Source organism: Achromobacter sp. AONIH1 (assembly GCF_002902905.1).
Classification (GTDB): Bacteria; Pseudomonadota; Gammaproteobacteria; order Burkholderiales; family Burkholderiaceae_B; genus Achromobacter.
The window spans coordinates 6,198,052-6,221,068 of the sequence record NZ_CP026124.1 but is presented as its reverse complement, the minus strand read 5'-3'; the positions used below and the strand labels follow the sequence as shown (position 1 = coordinate 6,221,068).

The 23,017-nt window shown below is 68.3% G+C and carries 24 protein-coding genes and 1 pseudogene; 9 read left to right on the top strand and 16 right to left on the bottom strand.

Annotated features, from left to right (window positions below; translation table 11 throughout):
• Positions 1 to 84 precede the first annotated feature (84 nt).
• The 4 genes from tkt to C2U31_RS28385 all read left to right on the top strand — a co-directional run bounded on the left by tkt (position 85) and on the right by C2U31_RS28385 (position 6,306).
• Positions 85 to 2,121, top strand: a complete 2,037-nt coding sequence (tkt, locus tag C2U31_RS28400) for a transketolase (protein WP_103275845.1) — start codon at positions 85 to 87, stop codon at positions 2,119 to 2,121.
• 15 nt (positions 2,122 to 2,136) lie between these two features.
• Positions 2,137 to 3,147 carry a type I glyceraldehyde-3-phosphate dehydrogenase gene (gene gap, locus C2U31_RS28395; protein ID WP_103275844.1) on the top strand — a complete coding sequence of 337 codons (1,011 nt, stop codon included), beginning with the start codon at positions 2,137 to 2,139 and terminating at the stop codon, positions 3,145 to 3,147.
• 95 nt (positions 3,148 to 3,242) lie between these two features.
• Positions 3,243 to 4,436 (top strand): phosphoglycerate kinase, encoded by a 1,194-nt coding sequence (locus tag C2U31_RS28390; protein WP_103275843.1) that lies wholly within the window; start codon positions 3,243 to 3,245, stop codon positions 4,434 to 4,436.
• 181 nt (positions 4,437 to 4,617) lie between these two features.
• Entirely contained in the window at positions 4,618 to 6,306 is a 1,689-nt protein-coding gene (locus tag C2U31_RS28385) for a SulP family inorganic anion transporter (protein ID WP_199770912.1), read from the top strand.
• Positions 6,307 to 6,402: 96 nt separating this feature from the next.
• Here the strand turns inward: C2U31_RS28385 and fabI are convergent, their stop codons facing one another.
• From fabI to C2U31_RS28345, 8 genes and pseudogenes are all read right to left on the bottom strand, one after another.
• On the bottom strand, positions 6,403 to 7,176 hold the full coding sequence (fabI, locus tag C2U31_RS28380) for an enoyl-ACP reductase FabI (RefSeq protein ID WP_103275842.1): 774 nt from the start codon (positions 7,174 to 7,176) through the stop codon (positions 6,403 to 6,405).
• Positions 7,173 to 8,357, bottom strand: a complete 1,185-nt coding sequence (locus tag C2U31_RS28375; protein ID WP_103275841.1) for an acetate/propionate family kinase — start codon at positions 8,355 to 8,357, stop codon at positions 7,173 to 7,175. The genes fabI and C2U31_RS28375 overlap by 4 nt, the downstream gene beginning before the upstream one ends.
• Before the next feature lie 52 nt (positions 8,358 to 8,409).
• Positions 8,410 to 9,354 (bottom strand): phosphate acetyltransferase, encoded by a 945-nt coding sequence (locus C2U31_RS28370; RefSeq protein WP_103275840.1) that lies wholly within the window; start codon positions 9,352 to 9,354, stop codon positions 8,410 to 8,412.
• A 139-nt stretch (positions 9,355 to 9,493) separates the two neighbouring features.
• Positions 9,494 to 11,839: pseudogene (locus tag C2U31_RS28365) on the bottom strand (DUF3141 domain-containing protein); the annotation flags it as partial.
• A gap of 200 nt (positions 11,840 to 12,039) precedes the next feature.
• Positions 12,040 to 12,435: a VOC family protein gene (locus C2U31_RS28360; RefSeq protein ID WP_103275839.1), complete on the bottom strand. Its 396-nt coding sequence runs from the start codon at positions 12,433 to 12,435 to the stop codon at positions 12,040 to 12,042.
• An 18-nt stretch (positions 12,436 to 12,453) separates the two neighbouring features.
• Positions 12,454 to 13,092 carry a glutathione transferase gene (gene yfcF, locus C2U31_RS28355; RefSeq protein ID WP_103275838.1) on the bottom strand — a complete coding sequence of 213 codons (639 nt, stop codon included), beginning with the start codon at positions 13,090 to 13,092 and terminating at the stop codon, positions 12,454 to 12,456.
• A 117-nt stretch (positions 13,093 to 13,209) separates the two neighbouring features.
• The gene (locus C2U31_RS28350) at positions 13,210 to 13,539 is read right to left on the bottom strand and encodes a DHCW motif cupin fold protein (protein WP_103275837.1); all 330 of its coding nucleotides are present in this window, start codon (positions 13,537 to 13,539) and stop codon (positions 13,210 to 13,212) included.
• A 50-nt stretch (positions 13,540 to 13,589) separates the two neighbouring features.
• A complete protein-coding gene (locus C2U31_RS28345) occupies positions 13,590 to 14,075 on the bottom strand; it encodes a GNAT family N-acetyltransferase (protein WP_103275836.1) in 486 nt (161 codons plus the stop codon).
• Positions 14,076 to 14,337: 262 nt separating this feature from the next.
• Here C2U31_RS28345 and C2U31_RS28340 point away from each other — a divergent pair, with 262 nt between their 5' ends.
• Together C2U31_RS28340 and C2U31_RS28335 are read left to right on the top strand one after the other, a co-directional pair.
• Positions 14,338 to 15,273, top strand: a complete 936-nt coding sequence (locus tag C2U31_RS28340) for a DnaJ C-terminal domain-containing protein (RefSeq protein WP_103276625.1) — start codon at positions 14,338 to 14,340, stop codon at positions 15,271 to 15,273.
• Between the two features lie 2 nt (positions 15,274 to 15,275).
• Positions 15,276 to 15,593: a chaperone modulator CbpM gene (locus C2U31_RS28335; protein ID WP_103275835.1), complete on the top strand. Its 318-nt coding sequence runs from the start codon at positions 15,276 to 15,278 to the stop codon at positions 15,591 to 15,593.
• A 73-nt stretch (positions 15,594 to 15,666) separates the two neighbouring features.
• On the opposite strand, the gene C2U31_RS28330 is transcribed toward C2U31_RS28335, so the two are convergent.
• The 4 genes from C2U31_RS28330 to C2U31_RS28315 all read right to left on the bottom strand — a co-directional run bounded on the left by C2U31_RS28330 (position 15,667) and on the right by C2U31_RS28315 (position 18,705).
• A complete protein-coding gene (locus C2U31_RS28330; protein WP_103275834.1) occupies positions 15,667 to 16,092 on the bottom strand; it encodes a type II toxin-antitoxin system VapC family toxin in 426 nt (141 codons plus the stop codon).
• On the bottom strand, positions 16,089 to 16,364 hold the full coding sequence (locus C2U31_RS28325; protein ID WP_103275833.1) for a hypothetical protein: 276 nt from the start codon (positions 16,362 to 16,364) through the stop codon (positions 16,089 to 16,091). Before C2U31_RS28325 ends, C2U31_RS28330 begins: the two co-directional genes overlap by 4 nt.
• A gap of 111 nt (positions 16,365 to 16,475) precedes the next feature.
• Positions 16,476 to 17,132: a DsbA family protein gene (locus C2U31_RS28320; RefSeq protein WP_103275832.1), complete on the bottom strand. Its 657-nt coding sequence runs from the start codon at positions 17,130 to 17,132 to the stop codon at positions 16,476 to 16,478.
• A 97-nt stretch (positions 17,133 to 17,229) separates the two neighbouring features.
• A complete protein-coding gene (locus tag C2U31_RS28315; RefSeq protein WP_103275831.1) occupies positions 17,230 to 18,705 on the bottom strand; it encodes an inorganic phosphate transporter in 1,476 nt (491 codons plus the stop codon).
• 191 nt (positions 18,706 to 18,896) lie between these two features.
• On the opposite strand from C2U31_RS28315, the gene mog reads away from it, so the two are divergent.
• The 3 genes from mog to C2U31_RS28300 all read left to right on the top strand — a co-directional run bounded on the left by mog (position 18,897) and on the right by C2U31_RS28300 (position 20,804).
• Positions 18,897 to 19,529: a molybdopterin adenylyltransferase gene (gene mog, locus C2U31_RS28310; protein ID WP_103275830.1), complete on the top strand. Its 633-nt coding sequence runs from the start codon at positions 18,897 to 18,899 to the stop codon at positions 19,527 to 19,529.
• A 61-nt stretch (positions 19,530 to 19,590) separates the two neighbouring features.
• Complete coding sequence (locus tag C2U31_RS28305; protein WP_103276624.1) at positions 19,591 to 19,929, top strand: hypothetical protein; 339 nt, start codon at positions 19,591 to 19,593, stop codon at positions 19,927 to 19,929.
• 2 nt (positions 19,930 to 19,931) lie between these two features.
• The gene (locus tag C2U31_RS28300) at positions 19,932 to 20,804 is read left to right on the top strand and encodes a peptidoglycan DD-metalloendopeptidase family protein (protein WP_103275829.1); all 873 of its coding nucleotides are present in this window, start codon (positions 19,932 to 19,934) and stop codon (positions 20,802 to 20,804) included.
• Between the two features lie 33 nt (positions 20,805 to 20,837).
• On the opposite strand, the gene C2U31_RS28295 is transcribed toward C2U31_RS28300, so the two are convergent.
• The 4 genes from C2U31_RS28295 to C2U31_RS28280 form a co-directional block, all read right to left on the bottom strand.
• Positions 20,838 to 21,158, bottom strand: a complete 321-nt coding sequence (locus tag C2U31_RS28295; protein WP_103275828.1) for a hypothetical protein — start codon at positions 21,156 to 21,158, stop codon at positions 20,838 to 20,840.
• A gap of 130 nt (positions 21,159 to 21,288) precedes the next feature.
• Positions 21,289 to 21,555 carry a translation initiation factor IF-1 gene (gene infA, locus C2U31_RS28290; RefSeq protein WP_103275827.1) on the bottom strand — a complete coding sequence of 89 codons (267 nt, stop codon included), beginning with the start codon at positions 21,553 to 21,555 and terminating at the stop codon, positions 21,289 to 21,291.
• 532 nt (positions 21,556 to 22,087) lie between these two features.
• Positions 22,088 to 22,627, bottom strand: a complete 540-nt coding sequence (locus C2U31_RS28285) for an SRPBCC family protein (RefSeq protein WP_103275826.1) — start codon at positions 22,625 to 22,627, stop codon at positions 22,088 to 22,090.
• Positions 22,620 to 22,985: a helix-turn-helix transcriptional regulator gene (locus tag C2U31_RS28280; RefSeq protein WP_103275825.1), complete on the bottom strand. Its 366-nt coding sequence runs from the start codon at positions 22,983 to 22,985 to the stop codon at positions 22,620 to 22,622. Before C2U31_RS28280 ends, C2U31_RS28285 begins: the two co-directional genes overlap by 8 nt.
• Positions 22,986 to 23,017: the final 32 nt, after the last annotated feature.

Sequence of the window (23,017 nt, the reverse complement as noted above, 5' to 3'; positions counted from 1 at the left end):
CAGGTGCTAAAATCTTTTGCTTCGCAACCTACTTAACTGGCCCCTATTTCGCGATGGGTCGGCCAGCATCAAAGAGCCTTTCGAATGAGCAATCCGACCGCCCCTAAACTTGCCTTGGCGGATGCCATCCGCGCCCTCGCGATGGATGCCGTGCAACAAGCGAATTCCGGGCATCCGGGCGCTCCGATGGGCATGGCGGAAATCGCCCAGGCCCTGTGGGCCGGCAACCTGCGCCACAATCCCAAGGATCCCGCCTGGGCCAACCGCGACCGCTTCGTGCTGTCCAATGGCCACGGCTCCATGCTGATCTACGCCCTGCTGCACCTGACGGGCTACGATCTGCCGATCGAAGAGCTGAAGAACTTCCGCCAGCTGCACTCCAAGACGCCGGGCCATCCCGAAGTGGGCATCACCCCGGGCGTGGAAACCACCACCGGCCCGCTGGGCCAGGGCCTGGGCAACGCGGTCGGCATGGCGCTGGCCGAGGCGCTGCTGGCGGCCGAGTTCAACAAGCCCGGCCACACCATCGTCGACCACCACACCTACGCCTTCACCGGCGACGGCTGCCTGATGGAAGGCATCTCGCACGAAGTCTGCTCGCTGGCCGGCACGCTGAAGCTGGGCAAGCTGGTCGTGCTGTATGACGACAACGGCATCTCCATCGACGGTCACGTCGAGCACTGGTTCGCCGACGACACCGCCAAGCGCTTCGAAGGCTACGGCTGGAACGTGATCCGCGGCATCGACGGCCACGACGTCGTCGCGGTGGACGCCGCCATCAAGCAGGCCCGCTCGCAATCGGTCAAGCCGACGCTGATCGTCTGCCGCACCGTCATCGGCAAGGGCTCGCCCAACATGGCCGGCACCCACAATGTGCACGGCGCCCCGCTGGGCAAGGACGAAATCGCCGCCACCCGCGCCGCGCTGGGCTGGTCGGCCGAGCCGTTCCAGATCCCGCAAGCCATCTACGACGGCTGGGACGGCCGCAAGCAGGGCGCCGCCGCCCAGGCCGAATGGCAATCGGCGTTCGACGCCTATGCCGCCGAATTCCCCGCCGAGGCTGCTGAATTCAAGCGCCGCATGAAGGGCGAGCTGCCTGCCGGCTACGCCGAACAGTTCAAGGCGTTCCTGGACGCCACGCTGGAAAAGGCCGAAACCGTCGCCACCCGCAAGGCCTCGCAGTTCGCCATTACGGCCCTGGCCCCGCTGCTGCCGGAAATGCTGGGCGGCTCGGCCGACCTGACCGGCTCGAACTTCACCGACTGGAAGGGCGTCGCCGCCGTCCGCGCCGGCGAACAGGGCATCCAGTTCGGCCGCCACATCAATTACGGCGTGCGCGAATTCGGCATGGCCGCCATCATGAACGGCGTGGCGCTGCACGGCGGCTACCTGCCGTTCGGCGGCACCTTCCTGACCTTCTCCGACTACTCGCGCAACGCCATCCGCATGGCCGCGCTGATGAAGCAGCGCGTGGTGCACGTGTTCACGCACGACTCCATCGGCCTGGGCGAGGACGGTCCGACTCACCAGTCGATCGAGCACGCCGCCAGCCTGCGCCTGATCCCCAACCTGTCGCTCTGGCGTCCCTGCGACACGGCCGAGACCGCCGTGGCCTGGAACGCCGCCGTGACGCGTCCGACCAGCATCGGCATGGACGTGCATGACGGCGGCCCGACCGCGCTGCTGCTGTCGCGCCAGAACCTGCCCTTCGTGCAGCGCGATGCCGCCACCGTGGCCGCCATCGCCCGCGGCGGCTATGTGCTGCGCGACGCCGACGGCGCCCGCGCCGTCATCATCGCCACCGGCTCGGAAGTCGCCATCGCGCTGGACGCGCAGGCCCAGCTGGCCAAGGACGGCATCGCCGTGCGCGTGGTCTCCATGCCCAGCACCGACGTGTTCGACAAGCAGGACGCCGCCTGGAAGCAGTCCGTGCTGCCCAAGGGCCTGCCGCGCGTGGCCGTCGAGGCCGGCGTGACCGCCTTCTGGCACAAGTACGTGGGCCTGGAAGGCGCCGTGGTCGGCATCGACCGCTACGGCGAATCCGCCCCGGCCGGCGCGCTGTTCAAGTTCTTCGGGCTGACCGCCGACAAGGTGGCCGAGACCGTCAAGCAAGTTCTGTAAAAAAGGAGCCTAGTCATGACCATTCGCGTCGCCATCAACGGTTACGGTCGCATCGGCCGCAACATCCTGCGTGCCCACTACGAAGGTGGCAAGAAGCACGATATCGAAATCGTCGCCATCAACGACCTGGGCGATCCCAAGACCAACGCCCACCTGACCCGCTACGACACCGCCCACGGCAAGTTCCCGGGCACCGTCGAAGTCGACGGCGACTACATGGTGGTCAATGGCGACAAGATCCGCGTGCTGGCCAACCGCAATCCGGCCGAGCTGCCCTGGGGCGAGCTGAAGGTCGACGTGGTGCTGGAGTGCACGGGCTTCTTCACGACCAAGGAAAAGGCCGGCGCGCACATCAAGGGCGGCGCCAAGAAGGTCATCATCTCGGCCCCCGGCGGCAAGGACGTCGACGCCACTGTCGTCTACGGCGTCAACCACGGCGTGCTGAAGGCCACCGACACCGTCATCTCGAACGCGTCGTGCACCACCAACTGCCTGGCCCCGTTGGTCAAGCCGCTGAACGACAAGCTGGGCCTGGAAAACGGCCTGATGACCACGGTCCACGCCTACACCAACGACCAGGTCCTGACCGACGTCTACCACGAAGACCTGCGCCGCGCCCGTTCAGCCACCATGAGCATGATCCCGACCAAGACCGGCGCCGCCGCCGCGGTCGGCCTGGTGCTGCCGGAACTGAACGGCAAGCTGGACGGCTACGCCATCCGCGTCCCGACCATCAACGTGTCCATCGTCGACCTGTCCTTCGTGGCCAAGCGCGACACGACCGTCGAAGAAGTGAACAGCATCCTGAAGGCCGCCTCCGAAGGCGAGCTGAAGGGCATCCTGGACTACAACACCGAGCCCCTGGTTTCGGTGGACTACAACCACAACCCGGCCTCCAGCACCGTCGACGCGTCGCTGACCAAGGTCTCGGGCCGTCTGGTCAAGGTCTCGTCCTGGTACGACAACGAGTGGGGCTTCTCGAACCGCATGCTCGACACCACCGTCGCGCTGATGTCGGCCAAGTAAGCATCGCTGTCGGATCGAAGGGGACGAACGGGTTTTCCGCCACGGCGGAAAGCGGGTTCGTCCCCTTTGTTCGCCAACTCTAGGAAGCAAAGCATATGCCCAAGGTACAAACCCTGTCCGCGCTGGCCAAGGCCGGCGCCCTGTCCGGCAAGCGCGTGTTCATCCGCGCCGACCTGAACGTGCCGTTCGACGACGCCGGTCGCATTTCCGAAGACACCCGCATCCGCGCCTCCGTGCCCGGCATCCGCCTGGCCCTGGACGCCGGCGCGGCCGTGATGGTCACGTCCCACCTGGGCCGCCCGAAAGAGGGCGTGCTGACCGAGGCCGATTCGCTGGCCAAGGTCGGCCAGCGCCTGTCCGAGCTGCTGGGCATGCCCGTGCCGCTGGTGCAGAACTGGGTTGACGGCGTCAAGGTCGACGCCGGCCAGGTCGTGCTGCTGGAAAACTGCCGCGTCAACGTCGGCGAGAAGAAGGACGACGAGGCGCTGGCCAGGAAGATGGCCGCGTTGTGCGACGTCTACGTCAACGACGCCTTCGGCACGGCGCACCGCGCCGAGGCCACCACGCACGGCATCGCGCGCTTCGCGCCGGTGGCCTGCGCCGGTCCGCTGCTGGAAGCCGAGCTGGACGCGCTGGGCCGCGCCCTGCATGAGCCCAAGCGTCCGCTGGTCGCCATCGTCGGCGGCTCCAAGGTCTCGACCAAGCTGTCCATCCTGCAATCGCTGGCCGACAAGGTCGACCAGCTGGTGGTGGGCGGCGGCATCGCCAACACCTTCATGCTGGCCGCCGGACTGTCGATCGGCAAGTCGCTGGCCGAGCCCGACCAGGTCGATCAGGCCCGCGCCGTGATCGAGCTGATGAAGCAGCGCGGCGCCGACGTGCCGATCCCGGTGGACGTGGTCTGCGCCAAGTCCTTCGGCGCCGACGCCGAGGCCACCGTCAAGGCGGCCGAGGACGTGGCCGACGACGACATGATCCTGGACATCGGCCCGCAGACCGCGGCGCAGCTGGCCGAGATCCTGAAGCAGGCCGGCACCATCGTCTGGAACGGCCCGGTCGGCGTGTTCGAGTTCGACCAGTTCGCCCATGGCACCGAAGTGGTGGCCCGCGCCATCGCCGGCTCGGAGGGCTTCTCGATCGCCGGCGGCGGCGACACGCTGGCCGCCATCGCCAAGTACGGCATCGGCGAGCAGGTGGGCTACATCTCCACCGGCGGCGGCGCTTTCCTGGAGTTCCTGGAAGGCAAGACCCTGCCGGCCGTGGCCGTGCTGGAAGCCCGCGCCGCCTGAGTTCCTGGTTGACGCATCCGGCCGGAACGCCGGTTCCGCCTTGCGGCGGGACCGGCGTTTTTCCTTGTGCCAGCCGCCTTTCCGGCGGGATCGGGTGCCCTTATCGTTGATCTGGCCCCACCGCCGGAGGTCCGCCTTGGTGTAGGCTTGGCGGTCCCGCCGACGTTACTTTCACCGCCTCATGAACCTGCGCTTTTTTCCTGGCCTGAACCACCTGCGCGGCCTGACCCGTGACGCCGCCCGCCGCGATGTGATGGCCGGGTTGAGTGTGGCCGCCGTGGCGCTGCCCGTGGGCCTGGCCTATGCCGCCATGATGGGCGTGCCGCCGGTGGCCGGCCTGTGGGCGGCCATCGCCGGCATGCTCGGCTATGCCGTGTTCGGATCGTCGCGCACATTGATCGTGGGGCCCGACACCGCCACCTGCACCTTGATCGCCGCCACGCTGACCGGCATGGCGCTGACCGATCCGCAGGACCGGCTGGTGGCGGCCACCGGCATCGCGCTGACCGTGGGCGTGGGCTGCCTGATCGCGCGGGTGCTGCGGCTGGGCGTGTTGGCCAACCTGCTGTCGCGGCCCGTGCTGATCGGCTATATGGCGGGCGTGGCGATCACGCTGGCGCTGTCGCAGCTCAGCGGCCTGACCGGCGTGGGCCTGCGCAACAGCGGCTTGATCCATCCCTTCCTGGAACTGTCGCGCCGCCTGCCGGAAATCCGCATCCCGACGCTGGCGCTGGGGCTGGGTTCCTGCCTGCTGCTGATCGCCGTCAAGCGCTGGCGGCCCAACTGGCCCGGTCCCATCCTGCTGGTGGTGGGCGCCTGCGCGGCGTCCTGGGCCTTCGATTTTCCCGGCATGGGCATTGCCGTGGTGGGCGAGGTGCCGGCCGGCCTGCCGGCGCTCAGCCTGCCGGTGCGCCTGGACGGCGTGGATGACATGCTGCTGGGCGCGGCCGGCGTGCTGGTGGTGAGTTTTTCCAGCGGCATCGTCACCGCCCGCAGCTTCGCGGCCCGCAGCGGCGAGCATATCGATCCGAACCGCGAACTGGTCGGCTTCGGCGCGGCCAACGTGGCCGCCGGACTGTTCCAGGGCTTTGTCGTGACGGGCGCCGATTCGCGCACGGCCGTGGGACTGGTGGCGGGCGGCTCGTCGCCGCTGGTCAGCATCAGCGCGGCGGCGGCGCTGGCCGTGGTCGTGGGCCTGCTCAGCGGGCCGCTTTACTGGCTGCCGCAGGCCGTTCTGTCGGCCATCCTGCTGCTGGCGGCGGCCAGCCTGTTCGACGGGCACGCCTTCATGCGGCTGGCCCGCATTTCCCGCATCGAGCTGGCGTTCGGCGTGCTGGCCGCCGTGGGCGTGGTGGGCTTCGGCGTGCTGCAGGGCGTGGCCGTGTCGGTGGGCGCCACGCTGCTGTACGCCATGTATGTGTCGGGCAACCCACGCGATGCGCTGCTGGGCCGCCAGCCCGGCGAGTCGGTGCTGGGCAAGCTGCACCTGAATCCGGAGGCGCAGCCCGTGCCCGGCACGGTCATCTGGCTGTTCGAATCGCCGGTATGGTTCTTCAACGCCGACGCGTTCCGGCGGCGCGCGCGCGAGATCATGGACCAGGCCGGCGACGTGCAATGGTTCGTGCTGGACGCCGAGGCCATGACCCAGGCCGACGCCGACGCGGTCGAGGCGCTGTACGAGCTCAAGCGCGAGCTGGACGCGCGCGGCATGACCCTGTTGGTGGCGGGCGGGCACGGCCAGTTCCGCACCGCGCTGGAGCGCTCGGGCCTGGTGAAGAAGATCGGCCGGGACAAGATCTTCGGCAGCCCGGAACAGGCGGTGGACGCCATCGAGCGCTGGCGCCAGCCGGCGCCGGACACGCTGGCCTAGCAGAGAGACGGATGGACGTTCGCGAGCGTCGGGTCCGTCGCTTGCGAACGCCTGGCGTGCGTGCCCGCATGCGGGCGCATTGGCGGGATCAGCGCACTAGTCGATGATGTGATAACCGCCGTCGATATACAGCGTCTGCCCCGTCATGCGGCGCGCGGCGTCGGTGGCCAGCCAGGCCGTGGCCTCGCCCACGTCGTCGATGGATACCAGGCTGCGCGCCGGCGCCTTGGCCTGGGCGCGGTCCAGCAGCGTGTCGAACTCGGCGATGCCCGAGGCCGCGCGGGTCTTGAGCGGCCCCGGCGAAATCGCATGCACGCGGATGCCCTGCGGCCCCAGTTCGGCGGCCAGATAGCGGGTGGCCGATTCCAGCGCGGCCTTTACCGGCCCCATCATGTTGTAGTGCTCGACCACCATCTGCGAGCCGTAATAGCTCATGCAGAACAGCGTGCCGCCATTCTTCATCAGCGGCTCGGCCAGCTTGGCCATGCGGATGAAGGACCAGCAGGACACGTCCATGGCCTGCAGGAAGCCGGCGCGCGAGCAGTCGGTGACGCGGCCGTGCAGGTCCTCGCGCGGCGCGAAGGCGATGGAATGCAGCACGAAGTCCAGCGCGCCCCATTCGCGCTCCAGGCGCTCGAACACCGCTTCCAGTTCGCCTTCGTGCAGCAGGTTCAGCGGCATCAGCATGTCGGCCCGCACCTGCTCGGCCAGCGGCTGGACGTGGGGCAGGGCCTTGTCGTTCAGGTAGGTCACGGCCAGTTCGGCGCCCATGGCGTGAAAGGCCTTGGCGCAGCCCCAGGCGATGGAGTCGGCATTGGCGATGCCGGTGACCAGGCCGCGCTTGCCGGCCAGCGGTAGCGGTGTGTTCATCGTTGTTTCACCAGTGCGAGTGTGTGCTGGGCGATGATCAGCTCCTCGTTGGTGCGGACCACGTACACGCCGATGCGACTGTCGTCGCTGGAGATGCGCGGCCCATGGTGGGCGTTGCGTTCGGGATCGAGCTTGATGCCCAGCCAGCCCCAGTGCTCGCTGATGGCCTGGCGGATGGCGGGGGAATTCTCGCCCACGCCGGCGGTGAAGACGATGGCGTCGATGCCGTTCATGGCGCAACCCAGGCCGGCCATGCCCTCGGCCACGCGCCAGGCGAAGTAGGACAGGGCCAGTTTCGCGCCGGGCGCGTCGCTGGCCAGCAGCTCGCGCATGTCGTTGCCGATGCCGGACAGGCCCTTCATGCCGCAGTCGTGATAGAGCAGGTGCTCGATCTCGTCATGGCTCATGCCGCGTTCCATCATCCACAGCACCACGCCCGGGTCCAGCCGGCCCGGCCGCGTGCCCATGGGCAGGCCCTCCAGCGCGGTGAAGCCCATGGTGCTGTCCACGCTCTTGCCCTGGTGGATGGCGCAGGCCGACACGCCCGAGCCCAGGTGGGCGGCGACGATCTTGCCCATCGCGACTTCGGGCAGCGCGCGCTGCAGGCGCTGGGCGATGTACTCGTAGGACAGGCCATGGAAGCCGTAGCGCCGCACGCCCTGCTGGTACAGCGATTCGGGCAGGGCGTAGCGGTCGGCCACCTCGGAATGGCTGCGATGGAAGGCGGTGTCGAAGCAGGCGACCTGGGGAATCCAGGGGCGGCGCTCGCGGATCACGCGGATGGGCGCCAGGTTGTTAGGCTGGTGCAGCGGAGCCAGCGGGGTGTAGGCATCCAGCCGCGCCAGGATGTCGTCATCGATCAGCACCGGCTCGGACAGCTCGGGGCCGCCGTGCACCACGCGATGGCCCACGGCCAGCGGCGCGCCGCCCAGGTGGCCGCTGAGCCAGGTGCCCACGACCTCCTGGCCATTGGGCACGTCGGGCGCGTGGCTGGGGGCGATGTCGCGTTCGACCAGCGTTTGGCCGGCGGCGTCGCGCACCCGCAGGCGCGGGTGCGAGGTGCCTATGCCTTCGAGCTGGCCGCCCAGGCGCGGCGCCAGCTCCTCCTTGCCGTCGATGTCGTAGAGGTAGAACTTGATGCTGGAACTGCCTGCGTTGATGACGAGGATGGTGTCGGACATGGATGGGGAATCCGTTGCGGTGGGCGAGGGATGAAACCGGATCCGGCCGGTCTCAGGCCAGCGGGCGGGCTTGTTGCTGGGCCAAGTGGTGCGAGTAGATCGCCGCCACCGCCGCCGAGGCCAGGCGCGAGCGCGGGCTGTCCGCGCGGCTGGTCAGGATGATGGGCACGCGCGCGCCCAGCACGATGCCGGCGGCCTCGGCATTGGCCAGGAAGGTGAGGTTCTTGGCCAGCATGTTGCCGGCCTCCAGGTCCGGCACCACCAGCACCTGGGCCACGCCCGCCACGTGCGAGCGTATGCCCTTGATGCGGGCCGCGTCCGGGCTGATGGCGTTGTCCAGCGCCAGCGGGCCGTCCAGCAGGCCGCCGGCGATCTGGCCGCGGTCGGCCATCTTGCACAGCGCGGCCGCCTCAATGGTGCTGGGAATGCTGGGCGTGACCTGTTCCACCGCCGACAGGATGGCCACGCGCGGCTCGCCCAGGCCCAGCCCGTGATGCAGGTCGATCACGTTGCGGATGATGTCGGCCTTGGTTTCCAGGTCGGGGAAGATGTTGATCGCCGCGTCGGTGATGAACAGCGGTTCCGGGTAGGTGGGCACCTCCATGATGAACACATGGCTGATGCGGCGGCTGCTGCGCAGCCCGGTGTTGCGGGCAACGACCTCGTGCATGAGTTCGTCGGTGTGCAGGCTGCCCTTCATCAGCAGGCTGGCCTCGCCGGCGCGCACCAGCGCCACGGCGGTCTCGGCGGCCGCGTGGCTGTGCGGCGCGTCGACGATGCGCGCGTCGCCCAGGTTCAGGCGGAATTGCGCGGCGGTGTCGCGGATCTTGCGTTCCGGTCCGACCAGGATGGGGTGCAGCAGGCCCAGGTCGCGCGCTTCCAGCGCGGCCGACAGCGACGGTTCGTCGCAGGGGTGGGCGATGGCGCAGGGCGCGGCCGACAGCGTCTGGGCGCGGGCGATGAGCTTGTCGTAATGCGTGGAGGACGGCAGGTTCATTGCGGCTTGGTCTTGTTGTTGGCGGGTTTGCGGGGGCGGCCGATTTGGCGGCGGTTGGGGTTGTGGTCTTCGATGCGGTTTTGGTTGCAGCCTTCGTGGAGGCCTTCGCGCTTGTTCCGGCGGCCAGGGCCGTCACGGCGCGGGTGCGCCTGGCGGCCTGCTTCGCGGCCGCTCCGGCGGGCTCGATGGCGGGATCGGCCACGGCGGCCTTGACACGCTGGCGCGCCGGCGCGGCGGTCTTGCGCGCGGCCGCGACCTTGCGTGGCGCGGCGGCATTGCGCGGCGCGGCGCCGTCGCGGCCGTGATGCTCGGCGCGGCGCGCGGCCGCCTCGAAGATGTGCTCCATTTCGTCCAGGCTTTCGCGCGCCGCCGCGCTCAGCGGCTCGGCGGCTTCCAGCACCCGCTTCATCTCGTCCAGCGCGGTGCGAATGGCGGCGGGAGTTTCGCCCTCCAGCAGGCGCGGCATGGCCTGGATGGCGGCGGGCGCGTCCAGCGTCAACATCAGCGCCTGGTCGCGGGTCAGGTCCTTGAATTCCTGCAGCGTGATGGTGTTGTTTGATTCGGCGCGCATTTTGCGGATCAGCGCGAAACTGCGTTCGTCCAGGCCACCCTCGGCGCCGGCCACGTACAGCAGCATGCGCACGGCGGCCACGAGCAGCCCGCCTTCCTGCAGCTGCGAGCGCAGCTCGGCGGCGCGGGCCGCCATGAAGTCGCGGTGTTCGGGCGATACGCCGGGATGGCGGCGCGGCAGGCCGTCCTGTGCGCCCAGGCCGGCCAGGTCCTGCACCACCGGCGAACCGTAGATGCTCATGAAGCTGCGTTCGGCGGCGGAGTCGCGCAATTCCTGCCAGATGTTCAGGCTGGTCTCGATCCAGTTCGACACCATTTCCTGGGCCATCAGGAATGGATTGGCGGACGAGACGGGCTGGCGGTGTTCGCGCACCTGCTCGGCCACTCGGGCGATGGGCGCGACCAGCGGGTTGCGGTCGGAAATCAGCTCATAGGGCAGGCGCAACGGGTGCAGGCGCTGCAGCCATTCGGCCGACTGCGGCGTCACGGTGGCGCGCAGCCAGGGCTGGACGAAGCTGCGGTACATGCCCAGGTTGATGTCCGAGATTCGGGCCACCGCGGCGAAACGGCGGTCATCGTCTTCCTTGCGGTCGACGATGGCGCGCACGTCGTCCAGGTGGCGTTCCTCGAACGACAGTACATAGTTGCCCTGGGCCAGGTCGGCGTTGGGCGTGTCCGGCGTCTTGTCGGCGATCTCGGCCTGGTAGATGCCAGGAGGCAGCACATCGATCATGTCGATGTTGGATGTGAATTCCTGGTGTTCCTTGCGCGCCACGCTGCCGGACACGAAGATGCCCAGGTGGCCGATGCTCTCGTGCACGGCGTAGACGATGGTCTGGCCATGGGCCAGCACTTCGGCGTCGTCCTGATAAAGGTCTGGGATCCAGCCCAGCGCCTGCGGCGGCGGCGTGATGTTGTCGCCCTTGGAGCAGAACACCACGATGGGCGAGCGGATGTTGCGCAGGTCGATGCGGATGCCGTCGGACGTGACCAGCCCGGCCGTGGCCAGGCGGTTGCCCACGAACAGCTTGTCCACGATGTATTGGATCTCGGTGCCGTTCAGGAACACATGGCCGCCCCACCATTTCTCGAAGCTCAGGTAGCGCTCCGCCTCGGTGTCGACCTTGGAGTACAGGTTGTACTGCTTGCTCCAGAGCGTGTTGGCCGGGTTCAGGTTCTCGAAGTTCTGCACCAGCCAGGCGCCGTCGAACTTGCCGTTGCCGATGTCGCTGGTGAGCGCGGTGAGCCAGCTGCCGCCCAGCAGGCCGCCGGAATAGCGCATGGGATTCATGCCGCGCCAGCCCGCCCAGTAGGACAGCGGCGCGCCGGCCACGATGATGGGGCCGAACAGCTCGGGACGCACGGCGGCGGTCATCATGATCTGCCAGCCGGCCTGGCAATTGGCCACCACCACGGGCTTGCCTTCCGCGTCGGGATGGCGGGCGATGATCTCTTCCAGGAAGCGCGCCTCGGCCTGGATCACGTCCTCGACCGTTTGGGTCGGCATGGGCTGGGGCAGGAAGGTGGCGAAGTAGCAGGCATGCCCTGCGCGCAGCGCCACGCCGATCTCGCTTTCCGGCTTGAAGCCGCCGATGCCGGGGCCGTGGCCGGCGCGCGGGTCGACCACCAGGAAGGGGCGCTTGATCGGGTCGGTTTCGACGCCCTGGGGCGGCGTGATGCGTAGCAGGCCGTAGTTGACCGGGCGGGGGAATTCGCGGCCGTCCAGCACCAGCTCATATTCCATGCTCAGCACGTTGGGGGCGCGCTTGGCCATGTGCTGGTGGTATTGGTTGCCGCGCTGGCGCATCACGTCGGCGTAGAGGACGCCTCGTTGCCAGGCGTCCACGGCGTATTCGTAGGCGGCCGTCCAGGGGTTGGACGGGGCGGGGTCGCGATCCTTGCCGGGTTCGGCCATGGCGATCTCCTGAGTATGCGGGTGGCTTTCCGGCATGGACGCACGCCGGACCGATTCCAGAGTGGAACCGGCTGACTTGACCTCCCCATTACACCGCAATCGATGTTGCGTCGCAACATGGATGGGTTTGATGCAGGTCAAACCTCGGTGGACTATGTGTCCCTTCTTAACGATCCAGGCGGATCTGCGCGCCCCGAGCGTCACTCAGGGTCGTGGCAGACGGCCTCGATGCGATTGCCGCAGGGGTCGAGCAGGAAGGCGGCGTAGTAATGCGGGTGGTAGTGCGGGCGCAGGCCGGGCGCGCCGTCATCGCGGCCGCCATGCGCCAGGCCGGCGGCATGGAAGCGGTCCACGGCGCTTCTGCTGGGCGCCTTGAAGCACCAATGGCGGCGCGCGTCGCTGCCGGCCTGCGGGGATGCGAAGACCGACAGATAGGTGTGTCCGGCGTCGCCCGCGCGGCAGCGTTCGCCGTAGCCCAGGGCGTCCTCGCGGTCATAGACCTTGGACGCGCCCAGCGCGTCCATCACCGCGTCATAGAACGGGCGCGCTTCGTCCAGTCGCGGGACGGTGATGGAGATGTGATCGAGCAGCAGCATCGCGGCGCGTCGCTGGCGTCAGCGTCGGGCGGCCGCGTTGTGATCCAGCCATTTGCGCAGGCTGGGGCGTTGCCACTGCGCCTCGGCATAGGCGCGCAGTGTGTCGGGCAGCAGATCGTCCAGCCACAGGCGGCGCAGCGCGGTGGCCAGGTCGGCGTCGGCGATGCTCCAGGCGTCGAACAGCGTGGCCTGGCCAGCGCCGATGAGCGCGCTGCTGACATGGATCAGCTTGGCCGCGGCCGCGTGGCCATCGTCGGACAGGGGCTGGCCGGGCTGGTCCCAGAACACGGTTTCGGTCGGGCGCTCCTGGCGCAGGGCGCCCAGGTCGCTGCGCAGCCATGCCTGCAACTGGCGCGCGCGGGCGCGGGCCTGGGGGGCCTCGGGATACAGCGCCAGATGATCGGGCGCCGGATAGAGCTGTTCCAGGTATTCGGCGATGGCCGTGGATTCGGTCAGGTGGAAATCGCCATGGGTCAGGGCGGGCACGCGGGACGTGAGGGACCGGCTCTGGAAGGGCACCATGCGCTGCTCGCCCGCCGACAGGTCGATGGGGCGCACTTCGAAGGCCAGTTTTTTCTCGGTCAGCGCGACATAGGCCGACATGGCGTAGGGGCTGAGAAACTGGGAATCGACGAATAGCGTGAAAGGGGCGCCCAATTGAGGTCTCCGGTCAGGCGGTTGCTGGATGAGATGGAAAAGCCCTGGGCCGCGCCGCCGTGGCGGTGCGGCCCTACAGCGTAACGCAATTGAAATTTCGCGTGTCGCGCGGGCGCCTCAGTCGACGATGAACAGGCGCGCGCCGGTGGGCGTGGATGAGCGGTGGGGCTCGGCCTGGTCCGCCACCTGGTAGCTCATGCCGGGCGTCAGCACGAAGCGGCGGCCATCCTCCAGCTCGGTGTGCAGCTCGCCGTCCAGGCAGAAGAGGATATGGCCCTTGCTGCACCAGTGGTCCGCCAGGTAGCCGGGGGAATACTCCACCATGCGCACGCGCACATTGTCGAACTGGCGCGTGCGCCAGTAGGCGACGCCGGTCTCGCCGGGATGTTCGGTACGTTCGACCTCGTTCCAGTCGGTGGTGCCGAAGGGGATGTTGCTCATCTTCATGATCGATCCTGCCCCGCGGTCGCGCGGGTGGTGGTTGCAAAGTGGGGGATTCAGACGGCCAGCTTCTTCTGCCAGAACAGGGCGCGGCCGGTGTGCTCGTCCAGCGCGTAGCCTTCGTAGCCCTGCTTGCGGTACAGGCCCTGCGCCACGGCGTTGCCTTCCAGCACTTCCAGCGTGATCTTGCAGCAGCCCAGCGCGCGGCCGCGTTGCTCCAGCGCGGACAGCAGCGCCTTGCCCACGCCCTGGCCCTGGAAGCGGGGCGAGACGCCCAGATCGTGCAGGTTCAGCAGCGGACGGCAGGCGAAGGTGGAAAAGCCCTCGAGATAGATGGCCACGCCGGCCGGCTCGCCATCCACGCGGGCCAGCAGCGCGCGCGCCGTGGGGCGGCGGGCCAGTTCCGGGATCAGGTCGCGGTGGACATGGGCCGGCAGGGGCGTGTTGCCGCCCATGGGGCCGCTGGCGTATTCGTCGAGCATGGCCAGCACCTGGCGGCCATGCTCCGGGTTGTTGAAATCGACGTCGATGATTTCCAGCATGATGGGGTTCCTGCGTTTACGCCTTGGCGCATGGGCTCCTGGCCGCCTGCAAGCGGCCGGTCCCGTTCTGGTTGCGCCGCCCTCGTCGGACGGCGCGCCGGGGCCAGCATGCCTGGCAAGCGGCCACGTCCGCAATTATGGCGCGGTTGCCGACCGTCTGCGCCCACGCATTGAAAAAACGGCGCGCAACCCCTATCTTCTATCCATTGGATGGCCGATTCCGGCGCGGCTGGCGGCTGCAACCCTTTCAATGGGCTGGGACATGGAGTTCAAGGACTACTACGGCATACTCGGCGTGGAGCGCGGCGCCTCGGACGACGAGATCCGTCGGTCCTACCGCAAGCTCGCCCGCAAATATCATCCCGACGTCAGCAAGGAAAGCGACGCCGAGGCCCGCATGCGCGACGTCAACGAGGCCTATGACGTGCTGCGCGACCAGGAAAAGCGCCAGGCCTATGACAACCTGGCGGCCGGCGTGTCACCGGATGGCGGCTTCCAGCCGCCGCCCGGCTGGGACGAGGGTTTCGAGTTCCACCGGGGGGCGGCGCCCGGCGACGAGGCGCAATTCAGCGAGTTCTTCTCGTCCCTGTTCGGCGGGGCGCGGCGGCATGCGCCGCAGCAGGACTTCCGCGCGCGCGGCGAAGACCACCATGCGGCGATCGAGGTGGACCTGGAGGACGCGCTGCATGGCGTCACCCGCGACATCAGCCTGCGCTCGATGCGCATGGACGATCAAGGCCGACCGCAGATGAGCACGCGCACCTTGAGCGTGCGCATTCCGGCGGGCGTGCGCGAAGGCCAGTACATCCGCCTGGGCGGGCAGGGCATGCCGGGCTACGGCGGCGGCGAGAACGGCGACCTGTATCTCGAAGTGCGCTTCAAGCCACATGCGCGCTATCGCGCCGAGGGCCGCGACCTGTACATGTCCTTGCCCGTGGCGCCGTGGGAAGCAGCTCTGGGCGCGCAGGTCGAGGCGCCCACGCCCGGGGGCACGGTGGAAGTGTCCATCCCCGCGGGGTCGGCCAATGGCCGCAAGCTGCGGCTGCGCGGCCGAGGCATACCTGGCGATCCGCCTGGTGACCTGTATCTGGTGTTGGAACTGGCGCTGCCGCCGGCCGACACCGAGGCCGCCAAGCAGGCCTATCGCAAGATGCAGCAGGATCTGCCCTTCAACCCGCGCCGACACCTGGGAGCCTGAACATGAAGAAAGTCGTCATCGCCAGCGCCACCGTGGTGGGCAAGTCGCAGCCACTGGACGCGAACGAGCTGGCGCACGCCTGCGGCGCCGAAGTGGAGTGGGTGGCCCGCCTGGTGGAAGTGGGCATCGTCAGCGCCGCCGGCGACCGCCGGGAAGAATGGCGGTTTCATAGCCTGGATCTGCGGCGCGCCCGCGAGGCCCGCCGGCTGGAACGTGATTTCGACGCCGGGCTGGATGCCGTGGCGCTGATCCTGGATCTGAGCCAGGAAGTGCGCAGGCTGAAGGCGCAACTGCGTGCGCTGGGGGGCGACGCGGGGTAGGCGCCGGGCAAGGACCTGACTTGCTCGCAAGTCAGGTGGTCCACCGAGGCGACGCATGCGGTGTGTGGCGGCTTCAGTCGGATGACCAGGGGTTCAGCAACGGCGTGCCGAGCGGCGTGAAGTCGGCCACATTGAGCGTGACGACGATCATGCCATGTACCAGTGCCGTCGCCGGGATCAGCGCATCCCGTTCGGAGCGCCGTTCCGGCACATGCAGGGCGGCGCAGCGCCGCGCGATCTTGACGTCTATCGGCAATACCTGGGCGGCGAAAGTGGGCATCACGCGACCGTTCATCCAGGCGCGCAGCACGATGCCTTGTCGTGGATCCTTGCGTTCCGCGCGTTGAATCCCGATTTCGAGTTCCATGACGGTGATGGCGGACAGGAACAAGGCAGACGTGTCCACATTGGCTATCCATGCAGAAACCTTGGCGTTGGCCTGGCCGGCGCCTGCCTTGCGAAGTTCGGAAACGACATTGGTGTCGAGCACGTACCTCATTGGTCGGGGGATGGCTGGAACACGAGTTCCAGACGGGGCGGATCGAATTCGATGTTTTCGATGCCGGGCATGGCCAATGCCTGGGTGATGGTTTGCCGCCGTGGCGCCTGGCCGGACAGCGTCTCTGAGTGTGACTGGGCATGCAGGTGGCCGGCCTGTTGCCCGGAGAGGCTAACCCGGCGTTGCGGCTGAAGGCGGTGCCGGCCGGTCATGCCGGTATTGACCGAAGGAGGGTTGCCCCGGAGGGGGTTCGAATAGGCGGCGTGAGTCATGGTGGCATCTCCAGGCCTCGGAAATCGAGGCATGGACGCCACCTTACCGCTGCCCGTCGACCTCGCCCATTCGTAGAAGCCGAAGTGACTGGCGCATCTCGCCGGCGCGGCTCAGCCCGCGCCCTTGATCCGCTCGCGCAGCTCGGCCTGCCACTGCGCCGGCCGGCCCAGGTAGCGGCCCGGCTCCAGCAAGGTGTAGCCGCCCTTGCGCTCCAGGGCGAGGGTCGGAAAGCCCGAGCCGCCGATCTGCGACAGCAGCCGGCGGCTTTGCGCGATGTGATCAAGCGTGGCGGCGCCGGCGGCGTCGGCCTGGGCGGCCGCATAGGCGTCGGCGTCCAGGCCGATCTCGGCCGCCAGCTCCCGCAGCACGGCGGGATCGGCGATGCGCCGCCCTTCGACGTAATGGGCGCGCTGGATGCGCTTGAGCAGGTCCAGTCCGCGACCGGCCAGGTTCTCGGCGGCCAGGATGGCGGTGGTGGGCGGTTCGGAGTCGAACACGGCGCCGCCGTCGCGCAGCAGGCCATCGAAATAATCGGCGCCGAACGGCTGGCCGCTCAGGCCCGCGATGCGCTCGTCATGCGGCATGACGTAGCGCCGCAACGCGTCGGTGACGGGCTGGCGGTTGCTGCCGGCCATCATGCCGCCGCCGTGGAGGGCGATGGCCAGGCCGGGCACGGCGCGGGCGGCTTCCACCAGCGGCGCGGCGCCGTAGCACCAGCCACACAGCGGGTCGTAGATGTAGTGGAGGATGGGAGAGGATGCGTTCATGGCGTCATGTTAGGCGCCGGACGCGGCGGCAGATAGCCCGGCGCGGTAGCCAGACTGTTGCGCCGGCCGCGCGGATGTTCCGCGCGGCCGCGATGCCTTATCCCGCGATGCGCACGCCGACCCAGAACAGGCCGGCGGCCAGCAGCATCGAGGCGGGCAGGGTCAGCACCCAGGCCAGCAGGATGTTGCGCACGGTGCCACCCTGCAGGCCGCTCTTGTTCGCGATCATGGTGCCGGCGATGCCCGAGGACAGCACGTGCGTGGTCGACACCGGCAGGCTGAAGACGTTGGCCAGGCCGATGGCGCCCATGGCGGTCACCTGCGCCGACATGCCCTGCGCGTAGGTCATGCCCTGCTTGCCGATCTTCTCGCCCACGGTCAGCACCACGCGGCGCCAGCCGACCATGGTGCCTGCGCCCAGCGCCAGCGCCACCGCGACGATCACCCAGAAGGGCGCGTATTCGGTGGTGGCGGTCAGGTCGGTGCGCAGGCGTTGCAGGTCGGCGCGTTCGCGGGCCGGCAGTTCCTTCAGGCGCGCGACCTTTTTGGCCGTGTCGTCCAGGCACAGCAGGTAGCGGCGCACGTCGATGCGCTTGGCGGCCGGCAGGTCGCCGTAGTGGCTCACGCCCTGCAGGTCGGCCTGCAGCGCGGCGATGGTGGGCAGCGTCAGTTCGGGATCGCAGCGGAAGCTGGGCGGCAGGTCCGATGCGCCGCCGCCGCGCTTGAGCGCCAGGTAGTCGCCCAGCGTGGCCTCGTTGCGGTGGTAGAACGCGCTAAGGTGCGTGGCGGCGTCGCGGGTGCGCTCGATCTGGTAGGTGGTGCTGTTGGTGTCCAGCACGAAATTGGCGGGCACGATGCCGATCAGCACCAGCATGATCAGGCCAATGCCCTTCTGGCCATCGTTCGAGCCGTGCACGAAGCTCACGCCCATCGCCGACAGCACCAGCACCAGGCGGTTCCAGAACGGCGGGTGCTTCTTGTTGTCCAGTTCGCGCCGTTGCTCGGGCGTCTTGTGCATCTTCGACAGCGGTAGCCAGCGCTTGAGCGCCAGCAGCAGGCCGCCCGCGATCAGGAAGCCCGCCACCGGCGAGACCACCAGCGACAGGCCGATATCGATGGCCTTGCCCCAGTTGACGCCGTCGCCCAGCGGCAGGTCGGTGATCAGCGCATTGGCCAGGCCCACGCCCAGGATGGAGCCGATCAGCGTGTGCGAGCTGGAGGCGGGGATGCCGAAGTACCAGGTGCCCAGGTTCCAGGCGATGGCGGCGGCCAGCATGGCGAACACCATGGCCAGGCCGCGTCCGGTATCCACGTTGATCAGCAGCTCGACCGGCAGCAGGTGGACGATGGCATAGGCCACGCCCACGCCGCCCAGCAGCACGCCGAGAAAATTGAAGATCCCCGACAGCACCACCGCCAGGTGCGGCGGCATGGCCTTGGTGTAGATCACCGTGGCGACGGCGTTGGCCGTGTCATGGAAGCCGTTGATGAATTCGAAGGCCAGGACGAAGGTCAGGGCCAGCACGAGGCTGAGGCCGACCCAGAGGTCTAGGCCATGGAAGAGGTCGAACATGGAGGCGGGGGCAGGTTCCGGCGAAGGTGCCGATTATTGCAGATTTGTGACCTGTCCCCGATGAGTCCGGACAAGCTCTCGGCATGGCGCCGGCCCGGGGCGGAAGAATGCGATAGCATCCGGGTTTCGGCGCCGCCCGTGGATACGCGCGGCTAGCCGCCGCCAGTTCCTCCATTACTCGCCATCCCGCCATGAACGCCTCCGCCCGCCTAGTCCGCAGCCACCCCGACGAATTGCTCATCGGCCTGGTATCCGTGTCCGATCGCGCCTCCGCGGGCGCCTACCAGGACCAGGGCCTGCCCGCGCTGCGGGAATGGCTGGGAACGGCGCTGGCCTCGCCCTGGCAGGCGGTGGACCGGCTGATTCCGGATGAGCGCGAGGGGATCACCCGGACGCTGATCGAACTGGTCGACGATTGCGGCTGCGACCTGGTGCTGACCACGGGCGGCACCGGCCCGGCCCGCCGCGACGTGACGCCCGAGGCCACCCTGGACGCCGGCACTCGCGAAATGCCTGGGTTTGGCGAGCAGATGCGCCAGATCAGCCTGCGTTTCGTGCCCACCGCAATCCTGTCGCGCCAGGTCGCGGTGATCAGGGAGACGACCGAGCATGCGGCGTTGATCGTCAACCTGCCGGGCCAGCCCAAGTCCATACGCGAAACCCTGGAGGGGCTGAAGGGCGATGACGGCGCCACCCTGGTGCCGGGCGTGTTCGCCGCCATCCCGTATTGCATCGATCTGATCGGCGGTCCCTACGCCGAGACCCGGCCCGAGGTGATCGCCGCCTTCCGCCCGAAATCGGCGCGCCGCGCGCAGCAGGCCTGAGCGGCCGCTGCGGTATAGTTTTTGACTTGCCGATCAACCCCGTTTTGAGATGCCCGCCGACATGAAGGTCCGCCTCGCCCTGTCCCTTACCGTTCTCGCCGCGCTGTCGGCCTGCGCCAACGTCAAGGACGTGCGCAGCCGCGATCCTGTCTTCTATGGCTCCACCCAACGCAGCGCCGAGGATTACACCGCCTGCGTGGCCAGCGCCTGGAAGGCGCAGGGCATCAAGTTCGAGCAGAAGGCCGTGCGCAACGGTTTCGAGCTGGTCCAAAGCGACAGCCTGGGCGTGGAGGCGGTGCTGACCACTACGCACTGGAAGGGCAAGACCGAGACCCGCCTGTCCACCCGCATCAATCGCCGCGATCAGAGCATGATCGAGCCGGCCAACCTGTGCCTGTGATCATGACGGGCACGCGCCGCGACGTGCTGCGGCTGGGCGTGGCCGCGGCGGCGTTATTCGCCGCCGGGCCGCTGCGCGCGCAGCAACAGCAGGGTTTCATTTCCCGCAAGCTCAACGCTCCGGTTCCCGGTGGCGTGGCCGTGCTGGCGCTGGGCGATGGCCCGGCGGCGCCGGAGGTCACGTTCCTGGAGCGGCGCGCGCTGGTCGTGCGCGAGGAAGGGCGTCAGTGGATCGCCGTGGTGGGCATTCCCCTGTCGGTCAAGGCGGGCGAGCAGCGTGTGTCCATCCGCGATGCCAAGGGCGCGCGCGAACTTGCCTTCACGGTGCGGCCCAAGGAATACGCCGCGCAGCGCATCACGCTGAAGAACCCGCGCCAGGTCAATCCCAGCGACGAGGACATGAAGCGCATCGAGCGTGAAATGGCCGAGCAAAGCGCGGTCAACCGAAGCTATCGCGCCGGCGTGACGCCCAGCAACCTCATCCTGGACCGTCCGGTGCCGGGCGGCCGCCTGTCGAGCCCCTTCGGCCTGCGGCGCATCTTCAACGGCGAAGAGCGCAATCCGCATTCCGGGCTGGATTTCGCCGTGCCTGCCGGCACGCCGATCAAGGCGCCGGCCGCTGGCGTGGTGACGCTGGTGGGGGATTATTTCTTCAACGGCAAGACTGTGTTCCTGGACCACGGCCAGGGCATGGTCAGCATGTTCTGCCACATGTCGGCGATCGACGTGAAGGTGGGGGACGAGGTGCCGCGCGGCGGGGTGGTGGGCAAGGTGGGCGCCACGGGCCGCGCCACGGGGCCGCACCTGCACTGGAACGTCAGCCTGAACGATGCGCGGGTCGATCCCGCGATCTTCATCGGCGCCTTCAAGCCCTGATTGTCGCCGCGCAGGCGCGCGGCGGCCGGACGCTCAACCGGCCAGCGCGGATTCGGTCGGGTCTGGCTGGGCCGAGGGGTGCTGCAGCGCGATCCGGTGCAGCGCGTACTGGTGCATGCGTTCGGCGTAGAGCATCTGTTCGTGGAGCTGCAGCAGTTCGGCTTCCTGTTCGTCCAGGCAGTTGTCGAACTTGATCTTGGCGTCGGCGTAGGTCAGCCCGGTGTTGCGCAGGCTGTTGATGAAAGCCTCGCGCGACTGGCTGAGCAGGCGCAAGCCATTTTCGCCCCTGGCGAATTTCCTGCGCGCGCGGTCAAGCTGATCGGCGGCGGCTTGCAACTCTTGGTTCAGGTCCATCTTGCTTCATGCGTGTGCCGCCGGCAGGGCGCGGGCGGGAATGCGGCATTTTTCCATGAACCGCCGCATCCTGCATTACGGCACGGCGCCGGCCGGGGTTAAGCGGCCGCGCCATCCGTCATTGCGCGCCTTAGCGGCGATGCGCGGGCGGGCGGCTGGTGGGGGCGGGACCGCGCTCGTCCTTGTGACGGAAATTGATGCGGCCCTTGGTCAGGTCGTAGGGGGACATTTCCAGCGTGACGCGATCGCCGGCCAGGATGCGGATGCGGTGCTTGCGGATACGGCCCGACGCGTAGGCGCCGACTTCGATGCCGTTGTCCAGCTTCACGCGGTAGCGGCTGTCGGGCAGTACTTCGTCAACGATGCCGTCCAGTTCGATGAGTTCTTCTTTTGCCATGGTCTACTCCTTGATCATTGCGCGGCGCCATGCGGGCGGCATGGCATGCCGCGTGAGCGGCGACGCGTGCCGGAGGCGGTAAGCCGGGTCCGGCGGTTGGAACGCAAAACGTCCGGGCAGGCGCGGGTAAGGGCCACGGCATCCCGAGTGGATGTCTGAAATGACGGATACCTGCGCCGCGAGGCGCTGGGGTGCGCGCGATGCGCGGCTTGGTCGCAGCCGGGCGCTGTGCGCGAGGCTGGAAGAAGCGTGGGAACGGTTGCCCAAGCCTTGAGGCAAGAGACGCTCGCTCAGGAAAACCAGCCAGGACGCTCGTGGTGCGATGCGGCGTCGAAGTCAGGTTTTTGCGGAAAATCACCGGCTTATGTTAACGCAACGCGCCTTCTTTAGCCAGTTTTTATCCGGCTGATAGCCGCGATAGTAGTAATTGAACGACGCGTTTGGGCGAGGCGCCCGCGTCCGCCAACGGATGCGGCGCGGGCGCCAGGCCCGCCGGCGCGATACAGGGCGCCGGGCTGGCGACGCGCCGGCGTCAGGCGCCCGGAACGTGGGTTTCGTAGTCTTGCGACAGCGTTTCCAGGGCGGACCAGAACGGGCCGGGCTGGCGGCCTTCCAGCCGGGCCGACAGCACGCGCAGATGGGCATGCCAGCCTGCGGCCACGTCGACCATGGCGGCGCGGTCGGCCAGCTTGCGGTGGGTCAGCGTCAGCAGCGTTCCCTTGTCTTGGGCCTTCAGTTCGAACAGGACTTCCGACGGCTGCCCGGGCGAGCCGCCCCAGGTGTAGGCCAGCGCACGCGGCGGCTCGCAGCGCGTGATCACGCCTTGCGTGGTCACGCCGTTTTCATAGGCGCGGAAGGGCTCGGGCGTGGGCTCGTCCACCGACGAGAGCTGATTGTGCAGGAACCGCAGCGTGACGCCGCCGCCCACCCGCAGCTCCATGTCGCCGCTGGCCAGCCACTGGCCGCGCTTGTCGGATTCGGTCAGGTACGCCCAGACCGTTTCGATATCGGCAGGCAGCAGGCGTTGGAAGCGGATGGTGGCGGGGTCCAGCACGGTGCCGTGGTCATTCATGGCTTTCTCCTGTTTGCGGTGTCGGACGCGGGTTCGCCAGCAGCGCGGTTTCCAGCGCGTCCAGCTTGTCCGACCAGAATCGTTCATAAAAGCGCAGCCATTGCATGGCCTCGGCCATGGGTTCGGGATTCAGGCTGCAGACGTGGTTGCGGCCGCGGATCGACCGCCGGATCAGTCCCGCGCGCTCCAGGGCCTGCACATGCTTGGAGGCGCCGGCGAAGCTCATGCGCAGGGGCGCTGCCAGCTCGCCGATGGTCAGGTCGCCCTGCGACAGGCTGCGCAGCATGTCCCGGCGCGTGGGATCGGCCAGGGCGCGGAACACGGCATCCAGATCGGGGGCGGGGAGAGATTCAACCATAAGGTTGAATATAGCGGAGGCTGAGTCGCAAG